Annotated in this window: 11 protein-coding genes; 3 read left to right on the top strand and 8 right to left on the bottom strand. The window is 70.1% G+C overall.

Going from position 1 to position 25,838, the window contains the following annotated elements:
• Positions 1 to 17 precede the first annotated feature (17 nt).
• The gene (locus OG300_RS36330) at positions 18 to 1,217 is read left to right on the top strand and encodes a lycopene cyclase family protein (RefSeq protein WP_405488954.1); all 1,200 of its coding nucleotides are present in this window, start codon (positions 18 to 20) and stop codon (positions 1,215 to 1,217) included.
• Between the two features lie 121 nt (positions 1,218 to 1,338).
• Here OG300_RS36330 and OG300_RS36325 read toward each other — a convergent pair whose 3' ends face one another.
• The 4 genes from OG300_RS36325 to OG300_RS36310 form a co-directional block, all read right to left on the bottom strand.
• Complete coding sequence (locus tag OG300_RS36325) at positions 1,339 to 2,379, bottom strand: SDR family oxidoreductase (RefSeq protein ID WP_405488952.1); 1,041 nt, start codon at positions 2,377 to 2,379, stop codon at positions 1,339 to 1,341.
• A gap of 186 nt (positions 2,380 to 2,565) precedes the next feature.
• A complete protein-coding gene (locus tag OG300_RS36320; RefSeq protein ID WP_405488950.1) occupies positions 2,566 to 3,429 on the bottom strand; it encodes an ABC transporter permease in 864 nt (287 codons plus the stop codon).
• Positions 3,426 to 4,238, bottom strand: a complete 813-nt coding sequence (locus OG300_RS36315) for an ABC transporter permease (RefSeq protein ID WP_405488948.1) — start codon at positions 4,236 to 4,238, stop codon at positions 3,426 to 3,428. Before OG300_RS36315 ends, OG300_RS36320 begins: the two co-directional genes overlap by 4 nt.
• Positions 4,235 to 5,257 (bottom strand): ATP-binding cassette domain-containing protein, encoded by a 1,023-nt coding sequence (locus OG300_RS36310; protein WP_405488946.1) that lies wholly within the window; start codon positions 5,255 to 5,257, stop codon positions 4,235 to 4,237. The genes OG300_RS36315 and OG300_RS36310 overlap by 4 nt, the downstream gene beginning before the upstream one ends.
• Positions 5,258 to 5,634: 377 nt before the next feature.
• On the opposite strand from OG300_RS36310, the gene OG300_RS36305 reads away from it, so the two are divergent.
• Positions 5,635 to 7,062 carry an aldehyde dehydrogenase family protein gene (locus tag OG300_RS36305; RefSeq protein ID WP_405488944.1) on the top strand — a complete coding sequence of 476 codons (1,428 nt, stop codon included), beginning with the start codon at positions 5,635 to 5,637 and terminating at the stop codon, positions 7,060 to 7,062.
• A 20-nt stretch (positions 7,063 to 7,082) separates the two neighbouring features.
• Here OG300_RS36305 and OG300_RS36300 read toward each other — a convergent pair whose 3' ends face one another.
• Complete coding sequence (locus OG300_RS36300; protein WP_405488942.1) at positions 7,083 to 8,354, bottom strand: TetR/AcrR family transcriptional regulator; 1,272 nt, start codon at positions 8,352 to 8,354, stop codon at positions 7,083 to 7,085.
• Between the two features lie 126 nt (positions 8,355 to 8,480).
• On the opposite strand from OG300_RS36300, the gene OG300_RS36295 reads away from it, so the two are divergent.
• Positions 8,481 to 9,275, top strand: coding sequence for an enoyl-CoA hydratase-related protein (locus tag OG300_RS36295; RefSeq protein ID WP_405488940.1), 795 nt, complete (start codon positions 8,481 to 8,483; stop codon positions 9,273 to 9,275).
• 34 nt (positions 9,276 to 9,309) lie between these two features.
• Here the strand turns inward: OG300_RS36295 and OG300_RS36290 are convergent, their stop codons facing one another.
• The 3 genes from OG300_RS36290 to OG300_RS36280 form a co-directional block, all read right to left on the bottom strand.
• Positions 9,310 to 10,560 carry an Nramp family divalent metal transporter gene (locus OG300_RS36290; protein ID WP_405488938.1) on the bottom strand — a complete coding sequence of 417 codons (1,251 nt, stop codon included), beginning with the start codon at positions 10,558 to 10,560 and terminating at the stop codon, positions 9,310 to 9,312.
• A 121-nt stretch (positions 10,561 to 10,681) separates the two neighbouring features.
• Entirely contained in the window at positions 10,682 to 11,674 is a 993-nt protein-coding gene (locus OG300_RS36285; RefSeq protein ID WP_405498817.1) for an alpha/beta hydrolase, read from the bottom strand.
• 205 nt (positions 11,675 to 11,879) lie between these two features.
• The gene (locus OG300_RS36280; protein WP_405488936.1) at positions 11,880 to 25,835 is read right to left on the bottom strand and encodes an amino acid adenylation domain-containing protein; all 13,956 of its coding nucleotides are present in this window, start codon (positions 25,833 to 25,835) and stop codon (positions 11,880 to 11,882) included.
• Positions 25,836 to 25,838 lie beyond the last annotated feature (3 nt).

Genomic DNA, 25,838 nt, shown 5'->3' with positions numbered 1-25,838 from the left:
CCTGTTTGAATGCGGGTATGAGTGGCCGGGAGGTCGGCGGCGCGGCCGACGTGTGTGTGGTGGGCCTCGGGCCCACGGGCCGGGCACTGGCGCATCGTGCGGCGGTGGCGGGGATGCGGGTGGTGGCGGTGGATCCGCGCCCGGATCGCCTGTGGGGGCCCACGTATTCGTGCTGGGTCGACGAGCTGCCGAAATGGCTCGACCACGGTGCCATCGCGAGCCGGATCGAAGCGCCGGTGGTGTGGACCGACGCCGAACACCGGATTCAACGGCCGTACTGCGTGCTGTCGAAGCAGGGTTTACGGGACGCGCTGCCCTTGGACGACGCCCGGGTGGTCACCGGGCGGGCGCGCACCGTCGAGGCGCATCGGGTGGAGTTGGCCGACGGCAGCGAGGTGCGGGCGGCGACCGTGTTCGACACGCGTGGCCAGGCCGCGCCGGGATCGCGCCGGACCGCCAGCGCACACGGCATTTTCGTCGACGAGGACACCGCCGCACCGATGGTGCGGCCCGGTGAGGGGCTGCTGCTGGACTGGCGGCCCGAGAACGGTGCGGGCCCGGACGAGCCGCCGTCGTTCCTGTACGCGGTGCCGCTCGGCGACGGGACGGTGATCTTCGAGGAGACCAGCCTCGGCCTGCGCGGCGGGATGCCGCAGCACGAGCTGCGGCGGCGCACGGTGAATCGGCTGGCGGCGCACGGGATTCGGCTGCGCGGCGACGAACCCACCGAGGCGGCCCACTATCCGCTGGACGCGGCGGTGCCGAAAGCCGGTCGCGGACAGGTGATTCCGTTCGGCTCGCGCGGCGGCATGATGCATCCGATCACCGGCTACTGTGTCGCGGATTCACTGGCGCTGGTGGACACCGCGCTGGAAGCGGTGGCGCGCGGCGCGGATCCGATCGAGGCGCTGTGGCCGTGGCAGGCGCGCGCGGTGCACTGGATGCGGATGCGCGGCGTCTACGGCCTGGGCCGGTTGACCACCCCGCAGTCGCTGGCCATGTTCGACGCGTTCTTCACCCGCCCACCGCGCCAGCAGCGCGCCCTGCTGTCCGCGCACGACGACTACACCGCCCTGGGCACCGCCCTGTTCATGACGGTCGCCACCACCTGGCCGTTCCGCTGGCGCTACGACCTGGTCGGCTGGACCAACCGAAACCGCTGGGTGGATTGGGATTACGGACTCCCCCGCCTCCCCGAGACTTCAGCGCACAACTGAGAGCCGTATCCGGCCGGACACGCGAGCGGCGGTTGCGGAGCAACCCGATTCTGGACGTACCCGGTGAGTTACCCCGACCGTCACGAAATCAGTGGCGGTGGTTGGCATACGCCAGCCGCTGTCAGACCCAGTTCTCGATCCAGTACTTCCAGATGATCGCGGCGTAGGCCTCCAGTGGCGGCACCTTGATATCGGTGCCCGCCAATGCGGCGGCGGTATGGCGGGAGTCGAAGTGGCAGGCGAATTCGCTGTCCTCGACGACGTCCATCGGGATGCCGACCTGCCGCAGCGCCCAGCCCATGCCGGGCACCCGCAGTGACACGTCGAGGGCCTGCTTGGGCATGACCTCGAGCAGGTGCGGTGCGCCCGCTTCGTCGGCGAACAGGTTGAAGACCTCGGCCACGCTCTGCTCGCGCGGGTCGACGAGGTGGTAGGTGGTGGCGTCGCCGGTGCCGCGGTGCGCGATGTGGTCGAGGGCGCGGGCCACGAAATCGACCGGCACCATATTGGTCTTCCCGAGTTGCGGTGACACCACGGGCAGGATGCGCGGCAGCTGGGCGGCCATGCGCAGCAGCCGGAAGAAGTAGTAGGGGCCGTCGATGCGGTCGATCTCGCCGGTGCGGGAGTGGCCGATGACGATCGAGGGCCGGTAGATCCGCCACGGCACCAGCGTCTGCTCGCGCACCGCCGCTTCGGCTCGCAGCATGCTGCGCTGATACGGGGTGGGCAGCAGCTGTCCGACGTCGGTCATGTCCTCGGTGAACAGTCCGTCCCGGTTGCCTGCCACGCGCGCGGTCGAAACATGGTGCAGCCGTCCGGCTTCCAGCGCGGCCGCGAGTTCGGCGACGCGCCGGGTGCCGCCGCCGTCGGTGCCGGTGTCGCCGGTGACGTCGTAGCCGGCGGCCAGGTGGAAGACATGGTCGATCGAACCGCGGTGCGCCGCAATCCAGTCCGCGTCCACGCCGACGCCGGGCGCGCTCAGATCGCCGCGCACCGGCCGCACGCGATCACGCGCGTCCCAGGTGCGCACGCAGCGGTTGAAGCGCAGCACCGAATCCTCGCCGGGACGCACCAGGACATGGATGTCCCCGCCGCGTTTCAGGAGTTCGGGAATCAGAAATCGACCGATGAACCCAGTGGCCCCGGTGACCAGGTAAGCCATGCGCCAACCTTAACGTGACCCCGGACACATTCTTCGGGGGGCCCGTCGCCGCGTCCGAACCCGGTGTCGCGGGCGGACTCTCGCGATGGCGGCCAGGGTGCGGAAACACCCGGGGCGGCACTCGGATTCGAGTGCCGCCCCGGGTGCATCGGGTCGGGCGTGTCTACGCGCCGGTCTCGGCCGCGTCTACGCGCCGGTCTCGGCGGCCCGCCGATAACCGCGCACCGCCGGGTAGGCGAACAGCACGATGGTGCCGAGCGTCCAGGCGAGGGTCTTCCACAGCGGGTTCAGGATCGGCCCGTCGTAGGCGAGCCCGCGCATGGCGTCGATGGTGGTACTCATCGGCTGGTTGCCGACCACCGTCTGCAGCCAGCGCGGATAGGCGTACACCGGAACGAATCCGGAGTTGAAGAACATCAGCAGGTTGCTGATGATGCCGATCACCGACACCAGCAGGATGCCCTCGGTGAGGGTGGCCAGCGCGGTCACCAGCACCGCGAAGGCGATGCCGAACAGCACCGGCAACGCCACCATGCCGATCGCGGCGGCGGGGCCGAACCAGAATCGGAAGCCCAGGCACACCCCGACGATGAGCACGAAGACCGAGGTGACCAGGACGCGACCGGCCTCGGCCAGCAGTCGTCCGGTGAAGCCCGCGGCCCGGTGCACCGGCATGGTGTAGAACCGGCCGAGCAGTCCGGTGGCCTTCTCGATCTTGAAGCCGAGCGCGCTGATCACCGATCCGGTCATCGCCGCGACCAGCATGACCATCGGCACCTGCCCGTACACGGCGGGCGCGCCGGTGGCCGCGCTGATCGAATTGCCCAGCACCACATGGAACATCAGCAGGGTGAGGGCCGGATAGATCAGCGCCTGCACGGTGGTCGAGGGGTCGCGGGACCAGCCGATCAGCAGCCGCTTGCTCTGCACCAGGCTCTGTTCGGCCCAGACCGACAGCGCGGATTCATTGCGGGACTCGACCTGCGGCAGCGGCTGATGCCCACCCCAGGTGTCGGTGGCGACCTGATCGGTCGTGGTCGCGGTACTCATGCGCGCCTCACACTGGCCCAGATGGCGAACGGGGTGAAGGCCAGGGCGAGACCGCCCAGCCACACCAGGGGAACCCACAGCACATGCCAGGTCACGCCGCCCGCGGCCATGTCCCGCATGGCGAAGGAGAACTGCGAGATGGGCTGATTGCGCACGAACCAGCGAATCCAGCTCGGGAACGCCGCCTCCGGCACGAACCCGCACGACAGCATGCCGAAGATGAGGGTCGGCAGAGTCAGTGCCTGACTGAGTGATTCGGGACTCTTGGTGAGCGAGCCCATGCCGTCCGCGCCGATGGCCAGCACGGTGCCGACCGCGAGGGAGAACAGGCAGAACAGCAGCGTCTGTCCCCAGCCCGCGACGAACCGGAAGCCGATCAGATGCCCCCAGCCGATGGCCGCGAGCAGTGAGGTCACCGACCGCACCAGCCCGGCCGACAGCCGTGAGGACAGCGGTACCAGCGCCCCGATGGGCATGGTCTGCATGCGGGTGTTGAGTCCGGTCATGGCCTCGAACGCCGCCAACTGGGCGTTGGAGAGCATGGTGAACGACATGGTCTGCAGCACGATGATCGGCATGACGAACTGCGCGTAGTCGATGTGCTGGATCTGCATGATGAATTTCAGCGGCAGATAGAAGCCGAGGGTGAACACCAGCGGGGTGACCGCGGCGACGATGAGTTCGCCCTTGGTGGCCATCACCCAGACGACGCGGCCGGTGAGCGCGCGCCACTGCGAGAAAGCGTTGGGGCGAGCCTTGGGGACGTCGGCGAACAGGTCGCGGGCGGCGCTCGCCGCGGCGGCGGTCATGCCTGCGCCTGCGCGTCGGTCTCGCCGGATTCCAGCTGCCGGGTGCCGGAGTGTCCGGTGAGCGAGAGGAACACATCGTCGAGGGAAGGACGACGCAGGCCGATGTCGGCGAGCTTGACCCCGGCGGAGTCCAGGCGCCGCAGCGCCTCGGCGAGGGTGTCGGCCCCGGCCACGGCCGGGATCGAAAGCCGGTCCGCGCCCGCCAGTTCCGTGCGGGCGGCCGGGGGCAGCAGGTCGCCGAGGGCATCGGCGGCCACGATCAGCTGGGTCGGATCGAGCGGCACGATCTCGCAGTAGCTGCCGCCGGTCTTCTCCTTGAGCTCGTCCGCGGTGCCCTCCGCGATGACGGTGCCCTTGTCGATCACGATGATGTTGTCGCTGAGGACGTCGGCTTCCTCGAGGTACTGCGTGGTGAGCAGGACCGTGATGCCCTGGGTCTTGAGCGCGGAGACCAGATCCCAGACGCCCTGCCGGCTGCGCGGGTCGAGGCCGGTGGTGGGTTCGTCGAGGAACACCACCTCGGGCCGGACCACCAGGCCGCAGGCGATGTCGACGCGGCGGCGCATACCGCCGGAGTAGTGCCGTACCGCACGGCGGCCCGCCGCGGTGAGGTCGAACTCCTCGAGCAGGGTGTCGGCGCGCTGCCGGGCGGCCTTGCGGCTCAGACCCATGAGGCGGGCGAACAGTTCCAGGTTCTCGCGACCGGAGAGGTTCTCGTCGAGTGCGGCGTACTGCCCGGTCATCATGATCGAGCGGCGGACGGCCGCGGGGTCCTTGCGGACCTCGTGCCCGGCGATGCGGGCGATGCCGGAGTCCGGGCGCAGCAGGGTCGAGAGCACCTTGACCATGGTGGTCTTACCCGCGCCGTTGGGACCCAGGATGCCGAGCACGCTCCCGCGTTCGGCGGTGAAGCTGATGCCTCGCAGCGCGTGCACCTCGCCGAACGACTTGTGAACGTCTTCGACGTAAACGGCCGGATCGTCGGGTGCTACGGAATCCGGTCTGTCCAAGCTGGGCATCAACTCTCCACTATCGGCTGGTCGGGCAATGGTGCACGCCCCGTGCGGCGGGTCCCCACGGATGATCCGCACCGCCGGCCGTGATGTTACCGGCGAAACTGAAAGGCGCACGTTCCTTTGCCGATGCGGCTATCTCCAAACTGTGCCCTTGGTCACAATCCACCTTACGGATGCATAGCCGCTGATCCAGACCCAGACCGGGCGGTATGCGGCGATTTCGCTACCTTGTCGCATCTGCGCCTCGAACCATAGTCTTGCGAAGACGGGGGAGAGAATTTCAGGCCACGAGAGGTAGACCCATGGCCGAGTCGGCGCAGTCGCGCGCGGATGATTCCGCTCGATCGCGCGCAGCACGTTCCACCACAGCCCGCTCCAAGGTGCTGACATCCTATGATCCGCGCACCGGCGAGGTCGTCGGTGAATACGCCAGCATGGGCGCGGGCGAACTGACCAGAACCGTCAGATCCGCTCGCAGCGCCGAACAATGGTGGGCCGCACTGGGTTTCGACGCCAGAAAACGCTGGCTGCTGGATTGGAAGCGCGCCATCGCGCGTGGCACCCGGGAACTGGTGGAACTGGTCAGCAGCGAGACCGGGAAACCGCGCATCGACGCCGCCATCGAGGTGACGCTGGCGGTGGAGAACCTGGATTGGGTTGCCCGCCACGCGGAACGGCTGCTCAGCCGCACCACGCGGCTGGCCGACCGGTTCCGCCGCGACCCGGCCGGTTCCATCGCGCACCTGCCGCTGGGCGTGGTCGGGGTGCTCGGCCCCTGGAACAATCCCGTTCTGACACCGATGAATTCGATCGCCGGGGCGATGGCCTCGGGCAACGCGGTGGTCTTCAAACCCAGCGAGCTCACCCCCGGGGTGGGGGCCTGGCTGGCCGACAGCTGGAATCACCTGGCCCCGAATCAGCCTGTGCTGCAGGTGGTCACCGGTGACGGCGGGACGGCCGCCGCGCTGTGCCGCGCCCATCTCGACAAGCTGTCCTATGCCGGGTCGGGTGTCGGCGCGCGCGAGATCGCGGGCCTGTGCGCCCAGTCCGGCACGCCGCTGGTCGTCGAGCAGGGCGGGCGCGGCACCATGGTGGTGCAGGTCGACGCCCGGCTCGACAGTGCCGCCGCCGCAGCGGTTTACGGGGCCATGGCCAACTCCGGGCAGCATCCCGCGGGCGTGCGCTGCGTGTACGTCGCGGACTCGGTGTACGAGCCGTTCCTGGAGCTGGTGGCCGATCAGGCGCGCCGGTTGCGGCCGGGCGCGGATCGTCAAGCCTCCTACGGCCCGATGGCGCTCGACACCCAGATCGACGTGGTGCGCAGGCAATTGCGCGATGCCGTCTCGCGCGGCGGGCGGCTGGTGGTCGGGAGTCCGGAGTCGATTCGGGAGCCCTATATCGAGCCGATCGTGCTCACCGATGTGCCGGAGGTCAGCACCGCGATCACCGGTGACGGGGTCGGGCCGCTGCTGGTGGTGAATCGGGTGGCGACCATGGAGGAGGCCGCCGAACGTGTCAATGCGGCTGAAAAGCCGCTGCCCGTATCCGTTTTCACCCGCGATGTCCGCAGTGTTCCGGAATTCGCGGGGCAGCTGCGCACCGAGCTGGTCACGGTGAACGCGGCTCCGGTCTACGGCGTCACCGGTCCGGGCCGCATTCGCGATCCGCAGTCACTGCGCGAGTTCTCGCGTACGCAGACGGTGACCGAGCGGCGCGGCGGCGATCAGATCACGCTGGGCACCTTCGATCGGCATCCGCGGCGGCTGCGGGTGGCGCGCGCGCTGTTCCGGCTGCGCCACCGGGTCTGAACCGCAGCGGGTTTCGAGGGTCAGGCCGTCCCGAGGAGCACGGCGCGCATGAGCGCGCCGACGCGGGCCAGGTTCTCGTTGCGCGCGTCGAAGTGCATCCACCGGCCCACGTCGATCACCTGGGCGATGGCGGCATGCACCCGGAAGCGCGCTTCGACCTGGTCGCCGTCGAGCAGGTTGGCCCACTCCAGCACGTTCTGCCGCTGGATGGAGCGCAGCCGATGCTGTTCGGAGGCGGGCAGATTGGAGAATTCCGCGAAGTAGACGGGCAGGATCTCCGGCATCACGAAGGTCATCCGGGCGAACCGGTCGGCGATGCGGACGGCGGCGTCGGCGCGGCTGGTGGCCTCGGCGAGCGCTTCGTTGTTGCCGATAGCCACCCGTTCGCCGGTGCGGTGGAAGGCGGCGGCGAGCAGATCGGCCTTGCTGGCGAAGTAGCGGTAGACGCTGGAGGCGTTGATGCTCGCGGCCGCGCCGATCTCCTCGATGCTGGCCTCGTGGTAGCCCTGCCGCCCGAAGATCCGAATGGCCTCGGTGAGCAGCTGTTCACGCTTGGAGATGACCGGCAGGCCGCGGATCACCGGGTCGCCGCCGATCGGGCCGGGCGCGGGCGGCAGGTCGGTGCGCAGGATGTCCCAGCAGATCTCGCCGATCAGGTTGACCAGCCGGGTGGTGGACAGCGCGGTGCGGTGCGCGGTGATGCTGCCGATGGCGCTGAGCACGGCGGCGGCGCGCAATTGGGTGTCGGCGGGGTCGGCGGGGTCGGCGTCGGGGTGCAGGTCGGCGATGGGTCCGGCCAGGGTGTCGTGCACCGCGTTGTAGACGACCCGGATGCGGGCGCGGTCCTCGCGTTCGAGGTAGCGGCGCTCCCAGCGGTAGAGGCCGCCCTCGCGGCGGACCTCGATGGTGTACTCGGCGATGCCGCGGATCAGTGCGGTGAGTCGCGGTTCTGGTTCCAGGTCCGGATTGTCGGCGGCCCGGGCGGCGTCGAGCAGCTGCTGGGCACCGCCCTCGGCGGCGGCCACCAGCAGCGCGTACTTGTTGGTGAAGTGGCGGTAGAGGGCCGGGCCGGAAATGCCGACCTCGGCGGCGATCTCGTCGACGCCGACGGGGTGGTAGCCGCGTTCGGCGAAGGCTCGCGCCGCTACTCGCACGATTTGTGCCTTGCGATTCTTGGGGCGGCGGCGGGGACCGGGTTCGCTGTCGGGTCGCCCGGACTCGCCGTCGGACTGCGCGGAGCGGCCGCCGGGTCGCACGGAAGCGAGGGCGGCCTCGCTGCGATCGGCGACCATACGGTTTCTCCTTCTCGACGGCTCCGGCTGTTGACAGTGCCGGACGAACGCCCTTAAGTTAACCACAATTCGCAATACTGAACACATTTTGCGGCATTGCCGCCGCAGATATATCTGGGAGCGCCGATGAGCAATATCGCGACCACACCGGGGTACACCGCGATCGCGGACGGCCGGGTACTGCGCATCACCATCACCAATCCCCGCCGCAAGAACGCTCTCGACTTCGACACCATGGAGGCGCTCGGGGCGACCGTGCGGGCCGCCGCGACGGATCCCGGCGTGCGGGTCATCGTACTGACCGGCGAGGGCGGTGACTTCTGTACCGGCGCGGATCTTTCCACCGCCGAGGCCGACCAGGTCCGGGGCATCACGCCCGAGCAGACCATGGACGCGGCCAACGACATGGTGCGGGCGATAGTGGACTCGCCGCTGCCGATCATCGCCCGGGTGCGCGGTTCGGCGGCCGGGATCGGGGTGGCCATCGCGGTCGCCGCCGATCTGACCTACGCCGCCGAGGACTCCTACCTGCTGCTGGCCTTCATCAATATCGGCCTGATGCCCGATGGCGGCGCGGCCGCACTGGTGGCCGCGGCGGGCGGGCGACCGCTGGCGGCGGAGCTGGCGCTGCTCGGCGAGCGGCTGCCCGCGCGAAAGGCGCTGGAGCACAGCCTGATCGCGGGGGTGTACCCGGTCGAGGAGTTGGACGCCAAGGTCGAGGCGGCCGCGGCCAAGCTGGCGAACGGTCCGCGTCGCGCCCAGGAGCTCACCAAGCGCGCCCTCAATGTCGCGACCCTGGCCACCCTGGACGCGGTGCTCGAGGCGGAGAAGTCCGGTCAGTGTGAGCTGTTGCGCGCCAACGATTTCGCCGAGGGCGCGGCGGCCATGCTCGGCAAGCGCAAAGCTGTGTTCACGGACTGAGCCACCCGAATCCTTACCGACTGAGTCGCAGTGGTCAGCCCTGGCCGGTGACGGTCAGGTAGATGAGCACGATGTTGAGGCCGGTGATGACGGCCGCGACCAGCCAGGCCAGCGCGGTGGTGATGCCGCGATTGACGTTGTCGCCCATGAGTTCCCGATTGCTGGTGAACCGGACCAGTGGGATGAGCGCGAACGGGATGCCGAAGGACAGCACCACCTGCGAGATGATCAGCGCCCGGGTCGGGTCGATGCCGAGGGCGAGCACGATCAGCGCGGGGATCAGGGTGATGACGCGGCGCACGACGAGCGGGATGTGCCGGTGCAGCAGGCCCTGCATGATCATGGCCCCCGCGTACGCGCCGACCGAGGTGGAGGCGAGCCCGGAGGCCAGCAGTCCGACGGCGAGCAGCAGTCCGGCCAGCGGCCCGAGTACTTCGGAGACGGCGGCGTGTGCGCCCTCGATGGTGTCGACGCCGTCGCGGCCGCGCAGGGTGTGGGCGGCCATCAGCAGCATGGCGAGGTTGACCGCGCCCGCGAGCAGCATGGCGAAGCCGACGTCGTAGCGGGTGATGCGCAGCAGCCGGGCGCGGGCCGGGCCGGGTTCGGGGTGGCCGTGGCGGTCGCGGGCCATGCCGGAGTGCAGGTAGACGACGTGCGGCATGACGGTCGCGCCGATCATGGCGGCGGCCAGCAGGACGCTGCCCGCGCCGTCGAAGCGGGGTACCAGTCCGGCGGCGGCGTCGGCGGGTGAGGGCGGTGAGATGAACAGGGACGCAAGGAATCCGACGGCGATGACGCCGAGCAGTCCGGTGATGACGCGTTCGAAAGGCTGTTGCCCGCGCCGGTCCTGGATGAGCAGCAGGCCCATCGACACGATGCCGGTGACGACGCCGCCCGCCAGCAGCGGCAGCTGGAACAGCAGGTTGAGGGCGATGGCCCCACCGACCACCTCGGCGAGATCGGTGGCGACGGCGACGGTTTCGGCCTGTGCCCAGTAGGCCAGCCGGGTGCTGCGGCCGGATTTCTCGCGCACCAGTTCCGGCAGGGACCTGCCGGTGACGAGTCCCGTTTTGGCGGAGAGGAATTGGACGAGTCCGGCCATCACGTTGGCCATCACGATGACCCACACCAGCAGGTAGCCGTACTGGGCTCCGGCGCTGATATTGGAGGCGACGTTGCCGGGATCGACGTAAGCGATGGCGGCGACGAAGGCCGGGCCCAGTAACAGCGTGGCCGAGCGCGCTCGCTGGAACGGGCTGCTGCGATCGGCGACACTGGTACTCACAAGAAAAGTTTAAGGGTTCCCGAACTTTTTGTTTAGTGCAATCGACCGATCTGTGACCGGCCGCATAACGGCAATCGCCCGGCATCTTCGGATGCCGGGCGAGCGCGAGTGATGCCGTCGATCAGATGCCGAGGCCCTGAGCCAGGATCGGCCACGACTTGAGGAACTCGTCGTTCCAGTAGCCCCACGAGTGCGTGCCGGTGGGCGGGAAGTCGTAGGTGGCCGGGATCCCGATGGAGTTGAGCTTGTTCATCAGGTTGTGGCTGCAGAAGTTGGTGCCGGATTCGATGACGCCACCGATGAGGATCTGGTTGGCCAGGCCGTAGCCGCCGGGCAGCGCGTACGGACCGTTGAGCGCGTCGTACTGGCCGGGCAGGCCGCTGCCGGAGGAGATGTAGAGGTTGATGCCGCGCAACTTCTCGGCATTGATGACCGGATCGTGCGCGGCCCACTCGGGCGAGTTCTCGTCGCCGTACATGTTCTCGAGTTTGCCGCCACCCCAGGTCTCGACGGTGAGGCGCATGAACTCGCGGCCGACGGGGTCGGCCATCTGCGCGCAACCGGAGTAGGCGGCGACCGACTTGTAGAGGTCGGGGCGCGCCTCGGCGAGGGTGAGCACGGTGGTGCCGGAGGTGGAGATGCCGGAGATGGCGTTGACGCCGTTGGTGCCGAGCGCGGCGTCGATCAGCGGCGGCAGTTCCTGGCTGAAGAAGGTGGTCCACTTGTTGCGGCCCAGGGTCGCGTCGTCGGTCTGCCAGTCCTGGTAGTAGGACCATTTGCCGCCGATGGGCTGGACCACGTTGACGTTCTTGTCGCCGAGGAAGCCGTTGACGATATTGGTCTTCTTCACCCAGGAGGCGTCGTCCTGGCCGCCGCCCGCGCCGTTGAGCAGGTAGAGGGTGGGGCGCGGTACCGAGGCGTCGGCGGGGCGCTGTACGTCGACCGGATAGGTGGCGTCCATGGCCGCGGAGTAGATGTAGAGCCGGATGTTCCGGTCGTCCTTCATCTCCGCTTTGGTGATCTTGGAGCCGTCCGCCGAGACCGGATCGGCCAGCAGCTTCTTACCCTCGATGATCGGATCGGCGGAGGCGGTGCCGCCACCGACTCCGGTCATCAGACCGGCGAGAACCCCGGTGGCAGCGAGGAAGGCCGCGGCCCGTACCCCACGCCGTGCGTTCCGGACATTTCGACGAATCAATGTGCGCACCTTCATCTCGGGTCGTCCTAAGCCATCTCCGCGACAGGTGACGATGTTACGACGTGGTCGCGGCGCGGCCGCCATCGGGCGGCCGCGCGTCGGGTGTGTCTTTCGGTACCTCTCAGCGCCCGTGCTCGGCGAGACCGCCGAGCGCCTGCACAAATCCTTCGACGAGCTGTTTGACCTGATCCAATTCGAGTACCGCACCGGCGAAGTCGAAACGGGCGATCAGCCCGTCCTGACTGGTGTCGACGGTGACGTCGAGGTACAGATCGTCGGCGACCGGTTCCGGGTAGACCCGGGCCGGGCGCAGGTCACGGTAGCGGAAACCGATGCGGCCCACCGGCAATCCGGCGATCTCGGCGATGGTGTCCGGATTCAGGTGCCGCAGCAGCCCGAATCCCACACCCTGCGACGGCACCTCGCGGGTGTGGTCGCGGATCTGTTCGAGCACGGTCCCGGCGGACGGTCCGCCGGAGCGCACCTCCGCGTAGTCGACGCCGCGCAGGCGCAGCGCGAACGGATAGGCGGTGCTGAACGCGCCGACGGTGCGCAGTCCGGCGGGGTCGCCGGGCAGGCGGCCGTCGGCGACCAGTCGGACCACCGAACCCAGAGTGGCGCGCAGGGATTCGGCGTCGTCGTCGAGCAGGGCGGCGGCCAGTGCGGACAGCAGCACGTCGTCGATGGTGGCCAGGTAGCGCCGGGCGACGGTGTCGACGGCGGCCGCACCCTCCCCGGTGATGGACACCGAGACCCGGCCGCGTCCGGCGGTGCGGCCGATGGTGGCGGCCTCCTCCGGTGCGACGCCCTCGTCGACATCGGCCAATGTCTCGCGCCACCAGTCCAATTCGTCGACGGTGTCGCCGGCGACGGCCTGCTCGGCGAGGGCCCGGGCGATGCCGACCGGGTGCGCGTCCGCGCTGGGCGGGGTGGCGTGGCCACCGGACCAGGAGGCGGTGAGGTCCTCGATGACGGTGCGCCAGGAGGTGTCGTCCACGACCAGGCCGTTGGCGACCACCACCAGTACGGCGGCGGGCAGCTCGCCCTCGGGGTCGGCTGCGGCGGCGGCCGAGTTCTCCACCAGCACGAACCGCATATTGTGCCCCTTCTCGGGGTCCAATTCGGCTGCGGCGGCATGGATCACGGCCTCGATCGGATCGCCGACGGCTTCCACGCCGGGGTCGATCTGCCAGACGGCGGCGGCGCCGCGCGGCTGTTGCGCGGGCACGTCGAGCGCGACGGATTCGCCGTCTCGCCGCAACCGCGCCCACAGCCCGGGATGCCGATCGAGCAGAGTCGCCACCGAACGCCGCACCCGGGTACCGGAGATACCCGCCGCGATGTCGAGGGTGATGGCCCGCACCCACAGCCCGGACGGTTCGAGTTCGAGCAGGCTCACCGCACCCGGCGGCAGCGGCGACACATCCCCGACGGAGCTCAGCCGCGGCGTGGCGGCGCTGCCTGCGGCGGGTTTCATCGGGCGGCGACCCGAATCCGGTTCGGCCGCAGTGGAATCAGCGGCGACGGGGGCGGGCGCACTCGATTCAGGGGAGGCGGGCTCCACCGTTGTCTCGACGACGTCGGGTTCGACGTTGTCGGGCTCCGGGCTCGAATCGGCTTCGGCGGCACCGGAATCCAGCTGGAACGCGATATCCGGTTCGGTGCTGATCGCCCCGTCCGCCCGTTCCGGGTCGCGGAGTTTCACGGCGGCCGCGAGGTCTTCGGGGCGGATGACCGGCAGGACCTGGGTGACGGCCCAGTCGGTGTTGCCCGCGTTGTCGGCGCGGTCGACGAGGGTGGCCAGCAGCGGGCCGATGACCGCGAAGGATTCGGGGGTGGTCATCAGCTGGTGCTTGACCGGGACCAGGTGTTCGGAGATCTGGCCGGTGACGTAGGGACGCCAGTCGGCGGCGTGGTGCGGGTGGTCGTCGTCGCGGCCGAATTCGGCGGCGAAGAGCTCCATCCGGCCGTCGAACACCGAATGCTGGTATTCCGCACCGAGTTCCACCGTGCGGACCGCGCCGCGGTACATGCGCCGCAGTCGTTCCAGGGTGAGGACGGCCAGTTCGCCGGGGATGGCGGCGTGCAGGGCGGAGAGCGCTTCGTCGCTGAGGTCCTGCAGGTCGCCGTCGGGGAAAGCGTCCGCGCCGACACCGAATTCGGCGAACTGGTCGCGCAGCGCGCTGCGGAAGTCGGAGAATTCCGCGCCCGGGTAGGCGTCGAGGACGGCCAGCAGGTCGACGCGGTCGCCGCCGGCCCGCAGTTCGGTGGCGATGGCGTGCGCGAGCACACCGCCGAGCGAGTAGCCGAGCAGCCGGTAGGGGCCCTCAGGCTGGATCTCGCGCATGGCGCGGATGTAGCGGCGGGCGATGTCGCCCACCGATTCCGGCCAGTAGTCGTCCTCGGACAGGGCCGGGGACTGCAGGCCGTAGATCGGCTGGTCGTCGGGCAGGAAGCGGGACAGGCCCGCGTAGCACCAGGACATGCCGACCATGGGCGGCGCGCAGAACAGCGGTGTGCGTTCGCCGGTGGCCCGGATCGGCAGCAGCACCCCGAGGGCCGAGTCGGCGGCCGAGTCGTAGTCGTGCTGGCCGTCGAGCGCGGCCGCGATCCGGGCGCTGAGCCCGGCGACGGTCGGGTCGGTGAAGAACCAGGCGACGATCAGTTCCGCGCCGGTGAGTTTGCGCAGCGTGCTGACGATCTGGGTGGCCAGCAGCGAATTGCCGCCGATGGCGAAGAAGTCGTCGTCCAGGCCGACGCGTTCCAGACCGAGCGTCTCCGCGAACACCCCGGCCACGGTCTCCTCGAGCGGGGTGCTCGGGGCCCGGTATTCGCCCTGGCGCAGTTCGGGTTCCGGCAGCGCCTTGCGGTCGAGTTTGCCGACCGGGGTGAGCGGCAGTTCGTCGAGCACCACGATGGCGGCGGGCACCATGTGCGGCGGCAGGCTGCCGCCCGCGTGTGCGGTGAGCTGCTCGGGGTCCACGGTGTGGCCGGTCCGGCCGAGTACGTAGGACACCAGCACCGTTGCGCCCGCGGCGTTCTTGCGGCCGACGGTGACCGCGAATTCGACGTCGGGGTGGGCGGCGAGCACGGCGTCGATCTCGCCGAGTTCGATGCGGAAGCCGCGCACCTTGACCTGGAAGTCGGAGCGTCCGACGTAGTCGAGCTGCCAGTTCACTTCGGGCACAGCCTGATTGCCGTCGCGTTCGTCGGCGGCGGCGTACCAGCGGACCACGTCGCCGGTGCGGTACATGCGCGCGCCGGGTCCGCCCCACGGGTTGGCGACGAACCGGTCGGCCGAGAGCGCGGCCCGGTTGCGGTAGCCGCGGGCCAGTGCGCCGCCGCTCAGGTAGAGCTCGCCCGCGACGCCCGGCGGCACCGGGTTCAGGCGCGAGTCGAGCACCAGCGCCGACATGCCGTGCACCGGTTTGCCGATGGTGATGTGCGCACCCGGGGTGAGCTGGGCGTAGGTGGAGATGATCGTGGTCTCGGTGGGCCCGTAGGCGTTGTGGTACACGCGTTCCGGGGTCCGCCACTTGGTGACAAGTTCCGGCGGGGTGACGTCGCCGCCGACCGAGACCACTTCCAGCTGCGGCTGATCGGTCGAGTCGAGGGTGCCGAGCACGGCCGGGGTGATGATGGTGTGGGTGACGCTCTCGCGTCGCATGAGGTCGCCGAGTTCGGGGCCGCCGAGGATGTCGCGCGGCACCACGACCAGGGTCGCGCCGATCGAGAACGCGCACACCCATTCCAGCACCGAGGGATCGAAGCTGGGCGAGCAGATGTGCAGCACCCGGTGTTCGGCGTTGAGGCCGTAGAGCTCCACCGCGTAATCGGCCAGCCCGCCGAGCCCGGTGTGGGTCACGGTGACGCCCTTGGGCATTCCGGTGGAACCGGAGGTGTAGATGACGTACGCCGGATGCGCCATGCGCAGCGGCTCGATCCGGTCGGCGTCGGTGACCGGCGCGGAAGACTGTGCGGCGCACAGGGAGTCGACGGCGGCGTCGTCGAGGCACAGCCAGTCGACGGCGGCGGGCAGCGTCTGCGCGAACACCTTGGCGGTGATGCCGACGACCGCGCCGGAGTCGATCACCATGTGCCGCACGCGATCCGGCGGGTAGTTGGGGTCGATGGGCACGTGCGCGCCACCGGCCTTGGCGACCGCGAGCACGGCGGCCACCATTTCGAACGAGCGCGGGAACGCGATGGCGACCAGCTGCTCTGGTCCCACCCCACGGTCGATGAGCACCCGCGCCAGCTGCGAGGAGTAGTCGTCGAGTTCGCCGTAGGTGATGGAGTGCCCGCGGTAGCGGATGGCGACGCGGTCACGCCCGAGGGCGACACCGCGGGTGAGGAGGTCGGGCAGCAGCCCGGTCGCCATCACGTCGTCACCCTGCACGTGGGTCAGCAGGTCGTATTCGCCGGTGTCGAGCAGCGCCAGATCGCCGACGGGGGTCTCCGGTCCGGCGATGACGGCGGCGAGCAGGCGGGTGAACCGCTGCGCGAACACCTCGACGGTGCGGTCGTCGAACAGGTCGCGGGCGAAGGTGAAGGCGGCGTGCAGGCCGCTGCCGTCGGTGCTCTCGCGCAGCGTGAGCGACAGGTCGAACTGCGAGGTCTCGATGCCGGAATCCAGTGCGGCGATCCGCAATCCGGGCAGTTCGAACTCGGTGTCGGGCAGGTTCTGGAACGCCAGCATAACCTGGAACAGCGGGTTGCGGGCGGTGGAGCGCTCCGGGTTGAGCACCTCCACCAGGCGTTCGAACGGCAGGTCGGCGTGTGCGAAGGCCTGCAGGTCGGCTTCCTTGGTCTGCGCGAGCAGTTCGCCGAAGGCGAGGCCGCCGTCGACCTGGCTGCGCAGCACCAGGGTGTTGACGAACATGCCGATGACGTCGTCCAGCGCGGCCTCGCCACGCCCCGCGATCGGGGTGCCGATGGCGATGTCGTCGGTGCCGGACAGGCGAGCCAGGAAGATCGCCAGCGCGGAGTGCACGACCATGAACAGCGTCGCGTTGTGCTCACGCGCCAGTCGGGTCAGACCCTGCTGGATCTCGGTGTCGATGGTGAAGGACACGGTGCCGCCGCGGAAGCTCTGCGTCGGCGGGCGCGGGCGGTCGGCGGGCAGGTTGAGTTCGTCGGGCAGTCCAGCCAGCGCGGTGCGCCAGTAACCGGCCTGCTGCGAGATCAGGCTCTGCTCATCGTCTTCCGCGCCGAGCACGACCCGCTGCCACAGGCTGTAGTCGGCGTACTGGACCGGCAGCGGCGTCCATTCGGGTGCGCCGCCGTGGGTGCGCGCGATGTAGGCGGTCATCAGGTCGCGGGCGAGCGGGCCCATGGACCAGCCGTCGGAGCTGATGTGATGCGCGACCAGCACGATGACGTGCACGGTGGGTTCGACCCGGAAAAGCCGTATCCGCAAGGGGATTTCGCGGGTGACGTCGAATCCGGTGCCGATGATCCCGGCGATCAGCTCGGGAAGCGCTGCGGCGTCGGCGGTTTCGGCGTCGAGCTCCGGCACGGCCTGTTCGACGGGCAGTACCTGCTGGTACGCACCGCCTTCGGCCTCCGGGTACACGGTGCGCAGGGTCTCGTGGCGGGCGACCAGGTCGGCGACCGCGGCGCGCAGGGCGTCGAGGTGCAGTTCGCCGTCCAGGCGCAGCGCCATCGGCAGGTTGTAAGCCGATGCGGCGGTGTCGAACTGGTTGAGGAACCACATCCGCTGCTGCGCCAGCGACAGCGGCACCCGCTCGGGGCGCGGGCCCGCGACCAGCGGCACCCGGCGGCGTCCGCCGCCGACGGTTTCCAGCGCGACGGCCAGTTCGGCGACGGTGCTGGTGTCGAACAGCACCCGCACCGGCACCCGGGCGTCGAGCAGTTCGCCCAGGCGGGCGGTCACCCGGACCGCGCTGAGCGAGTTGCCGCCGAGTTCGAAGAAGTCGTCGTCCGCGCCGATCCGCTCGGTGCCGAGGACCTCGGCGAACACCTCGGCCACGGCCTGTTCGACCGGGGTGGCGGGGGCGCGGAAGGCGCGCGCCTCCAGCTCCGGCACCGGCAGCGCCTTGCGGTCGAGTTTGCCGTTCGCGTTGAGCGGCATGACATCCAGCGACACCAGGACCGCGGGCACCATGTACGACGGCAGCTGCGCGGCCAGGTGCGCGCGCAACGCGGTGTCGTCGACATCGGCCTCGCTGTCGGCGGGGACCACGTAGCCGATGAGCCGGTCGCCGGTGCGCTCGTCGGAGTGCAGCACCACCACGGCCTGTGCCACGGCCGGATGCCCGGTGAGCGCGGACTCGATCTCGCCGAGTTCGATGCGCAGGCCGCGCAGCTTCACCTGGAAGTCGGTGCGGCCCAGGTAGATCAGCGCTCCGTCGGCGTTCCAGCGCACCAGGTCGCCGGTGCGGTACATGCGTTCGCCGCGCCCGAAGGGGTTGGCCACGAAGCGATCCGCGGTCAGATCGGGGCGGCCGACGTAGCCGCGCGCCAGCTGATCGCCCGCCAGGTACAGCTCACCCACAAGTCCGGGGGCGACCGGGTGCAGTCGCGAATCCAGTACGTAGGCACGAGCATTCCACACCGGGCCGCCGATCGGCACCGCGCCGCGCACGTCGTCGGCGACGGCCGAGTAGGTGGCGTGCACGGTGAATTCGGTGGGCCCGTAGAGGTTGTGCAGTGCGGCCGAGCCGACGGCCCGGAAGGCTTCGACGGCGTCGGCGGTGAACGCCTCACCGGCCACCAGCAGCGCCCGCAGCGAGCCCAGTCGCACCGGATCCGCGCTGCCCGCGAAGACCCGCAGCATGGACGGCACGAAGGAGGTCAGCGTGACCTGCTCGGTGGAGATGACGTCGGCCAGGTACAGCGGATCGCGGTGCCCGTCCGGTGCGGCGACCACCATGCGGCCGCCGGTGGCCAAGGGCCCGAACAACTCCCACACCGACACGTCGAAGGTGGCGGGGGTCTTGAACAGCACCACGTCGGCGGGGCCGAGATCGTATTCGCTGGTGATCCAGCGGATCTGGTTGACCGCCGCGGCGTGCGGCACGGCCACGCCCTTGGGGCGGCCGGTGGACCCGGAGGTGAAGATGACGTAGGCGGTGTTGTGCGGGCGCAGCGGCGCCCGGCGTTCCACGTCGATGACCGGATGGTCGGCGTAACCCGCGAGGATGGCGGTGTCGATCTCGAGCACCGGGTGCGCCCCGGCGTCGAAGGCGTCGCGCGAGGTGGTGAGCACGCACACCGGGTGCGCGGTGTCGAGCACGTGCGCGATGCGCTCGTGGGGCTGATCCGGGTCCAGCGGCACGTACGCGCCACCGGCGGCCAGCACCGCGTAGGCGGCGACCACGAAGTCCGGCGAGCGCCGAATGTGCAGAGCCACCAGCGATTCCGGTCCGACCCCGCCCACGATGAGGCGGCGCGCCAGGCGGTGCACGCGGGCGGCGAACTCGGCGTAGGTGAGCCGCTCCCCCTCGTGTACCAGGGCGACGGCGTCGGGGGTGCGCAGCGCCTGCGTCTCGAACAGTGACACCAGGGTGGCGGTGGCCGCGCGCGGCTGCCCGGCCGCCACGTCCACGGCGGTGGCGTTCCAGTCGGCGAGTACCCGCTGGCGTTCGTCGACGGCCAGCAGGTCGAAGTCGCCGAGGGCGCGTTCGGGGTGGGTGGCGACGGCGACCAGGGTGCGGCGGAAGCGTTCGGCCAGCCGGTCCACAGTGTCGGGGTCGAACAGGTCGGTGGCGTAGGTGAGCCCGGCCGAGATCCCCTGTGCCACACCGTCGGCGGTGGTGCGCTCGACCAGGGTGAGGTCCAGGTCGAACTTGGCGACCGGGACGGTGAGGTCCACGTCGGAGACGGTGACGCCGGGCAGCTCGAAGGTGGCCGGGGTCATGTTCTGCAGCGTCATCGACACCTGGAACAGCGGGTGCCGGGCCTGCGAGCGCGGCGGATCCAGCAGTTCCACGATGCGTTCGAACGGCGCGTCGGCGTGCTCGAAGGCGGCCAGGTCGGTCCGGCGCACGACGGCGAGCAGGTCGGAGAAGCTGGCGTTGGGGTCGATCTCGGTGCGCAACACCAGGGTGTTGACGAACATGCCGATCAGATCGTCCAATTCGGCTTCGCCACGACCGGCGACGGGTGCGCCGATGGCGACGTCGCGGGTGCCGCACACCCGGCCCAGCAGTACCGCGAAGCCCGCGTGCAGCACCATGAACAGGGTCGTATTGTGCTGCTGCGCAACCCGGTTGAGGGCGGCGTGCACATGCGGGTCGATGTCGAAGGAGTGCACCGAGCCGCGTCCGGAGGCCACCACCGGCCGGGGCCGGTCGATGGGCAGTTCCAGCTGGTCGGGCAGCCCGGCCAGGGTGGTGCGCCAGTAGTCGAACTGCCGCGCCAGCAGCGAGGCGGGATCGTGTTCGTCGCCGAGGATCTCGCGCTGCCACAGCGCGTAGTCGGCGTACTGCACGGGCAGCGGCGTCCACTGCGGCTGCTGCCCCTGGGTGTGCGCGAAGTAGGCGGTCATCAGGTCGCGGGTCAGCGGCCCGCCGGAGAAGCCGTCGCCGGCGATGTGGTGGACCACGCACACCAGCACGTGCTCCTCGGCGCCCAGTCGCAGCAGTCGCAGTCGCAGCGGCGGGGTCACGGTGACGTCGAAGGGCGCGAACGCCACCTCCGAGACCGCCTGCGCCACTTGGGCTTCGGTGACCTCGATGAGCGGCAGCAGCGGCAGCGCCTCGGGCAGGTCGGCGGCCAGCACCACCTGGTGTCCGACACCACCCTGCTCCGGGTACACGGTGCGCAGCACCTCGTGCCGGGTCACCAGGTCCTGCACGGCGGCACGCAGGGCGGGCACGTCGAGGGGACCGCTGACGCGCAGCGCGATGGGCAGGTTGTAGGTGGCGGCGGAGCTGTCGAAGCGGTTGAGGAACCACATGCGCTGCTGCGCGTAGGACAGCGGCACCAGCTCCGGGCGCGGCATCGGCCGCAGCGGGCCGACCGCCGCGACCGCCTGTGCGGCAGGGTCTTTCGACAGTGCGCCGACCCGGGCCGCCAGTTCGGCGACGGTGGGGGCCTCGAAGATGGCGCGGACCGGCACACGTGCGCCCAGGGCCGCACCGAGGCGGGCGACCACCTGGGTGGCGTTGAGCGAGTTGCCGCCCAGTTCGAAGAAGTCGTCGTCCGCGCCGACGCGTTCGGCGTGCAGGACGGCCGCGAACACCTCTGCCACCGTGCGTTCGGCGGCGGTGGCGGGCTCGCGGTAGTCGCGGGCCTGGAAGTCCGGCACCGGCAGCGCCTTGCGATCCAGCTTGCCGGAAGCGTTGAGCGGCATGGCTTCCAGCCGCACGACGGCGGCGGGCACCATGTAGGAGGGCACGGATTCGCGGGTGTGCGAGAGCAGTTCGGCGTCGGTGACGTCGCCGTCGAGCACCACGTAGGCGACGAGGCGGTCGCCGGTGCTGCCGCGCACCAGGCTCACCGCGGCGCGATGCACCGAGGGATGCGCCAGCAGCACGGTCTCGATCTCGCCGAGCTCGATGCGCTGGCCGCGCAGCTTGACCTGGAAGTCGCTGCGGCCCAGGTATTCCAGGGCGTGCCCGGTTCCGGCGGGGTCGGCGATCCAGCGCACCACGTCGCCGGTCCGGTAGAGCCGCTCGCCACCCTCGTGGGCGACGAAGCGTTCGGCGGTCAGCGCGGGCGCGCCGAGGTAGCCGCGCGCCAATTGCACTCCGGCCACGTACAGTTCACCGGCCGCGCCCGGCGGCACCGGTCGCAGCTGCCGATCCAGCACGTGCACCCGGGTATTGGCGACCGGGCTGCCGATCGGCACCGCGATCCCCCGTGAGTCCCGCGCCGGATGCGCGGTGACCACGGTGGCCTCGGCGGGCCCGTACCAGTTCACCAGTTCGGTATCCGGCAGGGCCGCATCGAATTTCGTGACGCTCTCGGTGGTCAGCGCCTCACCGGCGGCGAACACCCAGCGCAGCGACGGATGCCGCCGGGCCGCGCCGTCGAGGTAGGCGTCGAGCATGGACGGCACGAAATGCACGGCGGTGACCGCGTATTCGTCGATCGTCCGCGCGATGTACTCGGGATCGCGGTGCCCGTCCGGGGTCGCGATCACCACGGCCGCGCCGGTCTGCAACGGCCAGAACAGCTCCCAGGTGGAGATGTCGAAGGTGATCGGCGTCTTGTGCAGCACCACGTCGCCGGGACCGTGCGGGTAGGTGCGCTGCGCCCAGCGGAACTGGTTGGCCATCTGCCGGTGGGTGATCACCACGCCCTTGGGGCGGCCGGTCGATCCGGAGGTGTAGATGATGTACGCGGCATTGCCGGGCAGCACCCGCGCGGGCGCGATCTCGACGAACGATTCCGCACCGGCGAGCGCGTCGACGAAGAACAGCGGTACGCCGGAGGCGGTTTCGAAGTCGTCGGCGGCGCGGGTCAGCACGCACACCGGGGTGGACCCGGCCAGCACGTACTCGTTGCGCTCGGCCGGATGGTCCGGGTCGACGGGCACGTACGCGCCGCCGGAACGCAGCACCGCGTAGACGGCGACCACGAGTTCGATGCTGCGCCGCATGGCAACCGCCACCCGGGATTCCGCGCCGACCCCGCGCAGGGTGAGCTCCTGCGCCAGCCGTCGCGAGCGGGCGTCGAGTTCGGCGTAGGTCAGGGTGACGTCGCCGAAGTGCACGGCCGGGGCGTCCGGGGTGCGCGCCACCTGGGCGTCGAACAGGGTGAGCAGCGTCGAATCATCGAGCAGCTCAGCGACTTCGGTGTCGTTGACGGCCACCAGCTCGGCGCGCTCGGCGTCGAGCAGGGCGTCGATGTCGACGATGCGGGCCGCCGGTGCGGCCGCGATCCGGGCCAGCAGCGCGGCCAGCCGGTCCGCGATGGCCTGTGCCGCCTCGGTGTCGAACAGATCGCGCAGGTACTTCACGCCGAAACGCAGCGCGCTGCCGTGCGGCTGCACCATGACGGTGAGCGGGTAGTGGGTGCCGTTGACGGCGGACGCGCCGAGAATGCCCGCACCGTCGATGGGCGCGGCGGCGTCGTCGAGGGATTCCTCGTCCACCGGGAAGGACGCGAACACCACCAGCGAGTCGAAAAGCCCTTCGACTCCGGCGATCTCCTGGATCTCCCCCAGCCCGACGTGATGGTGATCGAGCAGCGCGGCCTGCTCGTCCTGCAACTCGCGCAGCACATCGGTGACCCGGTCACCGGCGCGCAGCCGCACCCGCACCGGAATGGCGTTGAGGAACAGGCCGATCATGGTCTCGATGCCGTCGAGCTGCGGCGGGCGACCGGAGACGGTAGCACCGAAGACCACGTCGTCGCGGTCGGTGCTGCGCCCGATGAGCAGACCCCACGCGGCCTGCACCACGGTATTGAGGGTGACCCCGGCGTCGGCGGCCACCCGCGACAGCACCGCGGTGTCGGCGGCGCTCACGTCGAAGTGGATTTCGCCGATGCCCGAAGAGATTTCACGCGAACGGTCGACGGCGGCCAGCGGCGTCGGCTCGGTGAATCCGGTCAGCGCCTCACGCCAGGCTTCCCGCGCGGCGCTGTGATCGCGCGCGCCCAGCCAGGCCAGGTAGTCGCGGTAGGGCCGCACCGCCGGGATCTTGGCGGCGTCGCCACCGGCGGCGTACAGCAGCAGCATGTCCTGCACCAGCAGCGGCATCGACCAGCCGTCGATGAGGATGTGGTGACTGGTGATACAGAACCGGTAGCGGTCGGTCGCCGTGCGGTACAGCGTCATTCGCAGCAGCGGTCCGGCGCTCATGTCGAAGTGCCGGGCCACGTCGAAGGCCATCAGCCGATCGGTCTCGGCGACCGCCTGCTCGAACTCACGATCGCTGAGATCCAGGTACTGCCAGGGCAGTTCGACATCGTTCAGCACGACCTGCACGGCGTTGCCGTCGCTGTCCTCGCTGAACACCGCGCGCAGGTTGACGTGCCGATCCAGCATGGCCTGGGCGGCGGCGTGCACGGTGGGCACGTCGATCTCACCGGCCAGGTCGATGGCGAACTGCACCATGTAGGCGTCGACCGAGGATTCGGCCAGCCGTGCGTGGAACAGCATGCCCGACTGCAACGGGGTCAGCGGCCACACCTCGGCCAGGTTCGGGTACTGCTCACGCAGCGCCGCCTCGTCCGCGGCGCTCAGTTCCACCAGCGGTCCGGTGGCGAGTTCGACTGCGGCATCGCCCTCTTCGACCGCGATGGCCAGTTCGGCCAGCGCGGCGACGGTGCGGGCGGTGAACATCTCCTTGGGCTTGAAGCCCAGGCCGCGGGCGCGCGCCCGGGACACGATCTGGATGGCGGTGATGCTGTCCACGCCCAGGCTGAAGAAGTCGTCGTCGAGCCCGACCCGGTCCAGGTGCAGCACCTCGGCGATCACCTCGGCGACGGCCACCTGCGCCGGAGTCTGCGGCGCGCGGTAGGCGGTCACCTCGAGTTCGGGTTCGGGCAGTGCGCGCCGGTCCAGCTTGCCCGCCGGGGTCAGCGGAATCTCGTCCAGCACAACGATGGTGGCGGGCACCATGTGCGCGGGCAGGGTGCGCTCGGCGAGCCCGGTCAGCGCGGCGACGTCGATGCTCGCGCCGGGCGCGGCGTGCACGTAGGACACCAGCGCGGTGGCGCGGCCGTTGACCTCGTGGCCGACGGTGACCGCGAAATCGACGGTGTCGTCGCCGCCGAGCACGGCGTCGATCTCGCCCAGCTCGATGCGCAGGCCACGGATCTTGACCTGGAAGTCGTTGCGGCCCAGGTACTCCACTTCCCCGGCGGCGGTGCGTCGTACCAGGTCACCGGTGCGGTAGAGCCGGGAACCGTTGTCGTCGAACGGGTTCGCCACGAACCGCGCGGCGGTGAGCTCGCGGCGGCCGTGGTAGCCGCGCGCCAGCAGCGCACCGGCGACGTACAGTTCGCCGGTCGCACCGGGCGGCACCGGGCTGAGCTTCTCGTCCAGAATGTATTCGGTGGCACCACGAATGGCCGCGCCGATGTTCACCGGCCGCTCGTCGGTCAGCGGGTCGGAGATATTGGTGGCGATGGTGGCCTCGGTCGGACCGTAGGCATTGAAGAAGCGCCGGGTGCCCGCGTCGTTCGCCGACCAGCGGCGGACCAGATCGTCGGAGACCGCCTCGCCGCCGCCGATGATCACCTCCATCGCGGACAACTGCGCCGGGTCCAGCGACGCCAGCACCGACGGGGTGATCAGGCCGTGCGTGACCTGCTCGCGGGCGATCAGACCACCCAGATCCTCACCGCCGTAGACCTCCGGCACGGTGACCACCAGGGTCGCCGCCGCACCGAGCGCCATCAGCAGTTCCATGATCGAGGCGTCGAAGGACGGGGTGGCCACGTGCAGCACCCGCGACTCCGGGGTGATGGCGAAGCGTTCGCGCATCTCCTCGGTGAGGGCGGCCAGGCCGGTGTGGGTGACGACGACGCCCTTGGGCAGACCGGTGGAACCGGAGGTGTAGATGGCGTACGCGGGGTGCTCGGCGCGCAGCGGTCGCACCCGGTCGGCATTGGTGACCGGTTCGGCGGAGTAACTCGCTGCGACGGCCGCGGATTCGTCGCTGTCGACTTCGATCCAGGTCACGGTGTTGGGCAGCCCCGCGCGGGCGGCCGAAACGGTCAGGCCGAGAACGGCATTCGAGTCCGTCACCATGTGCGCGACCCGGTCGGCCGGGTAATTGGGGTCGACGGGCACGAAACCCGCGCCGGTCTTGGCCACCGCCCAGACCGCCACCACGGACTCCACCGAGCGCCTGATCCCGACCGCGACCAGATCCTCCGGGCCGATGCCGCGGGCGATCAGCAGCCGCGCCAGCCGGGTGGAGCGGTCGTCGAGTTCGGCGTAGCCGAGCGCGGACAGCGTCGTGTCGGCGTCCGCCAGGCGCACCGCCGTGCCACCCGGGTTGGCCTCGACGGCCGTCGCCATCAGCTGCGGGAGGGTGGGCACATGAGGTCCGCGCCTGGTTCGAGTGGGGCGAACGCGAGCCGTGCGGGTCATGAAGCTGTCCTCATCCTGTCTGTAAACCTCGTCTGCCGCCGTGCCGCCCCCCGAATTCATCGA

The organism is Nocardia sp. NBC_00511, assembly GCF_045161165.1.
GTDB lineage: Bacteria > Actinomycetota > Actinomycetes > Mycobacteriales > Mycobacteriaceae > Nocardia.
This window is presented reverse-complemented; position numbering and strand designations above follow the sequence as displayed.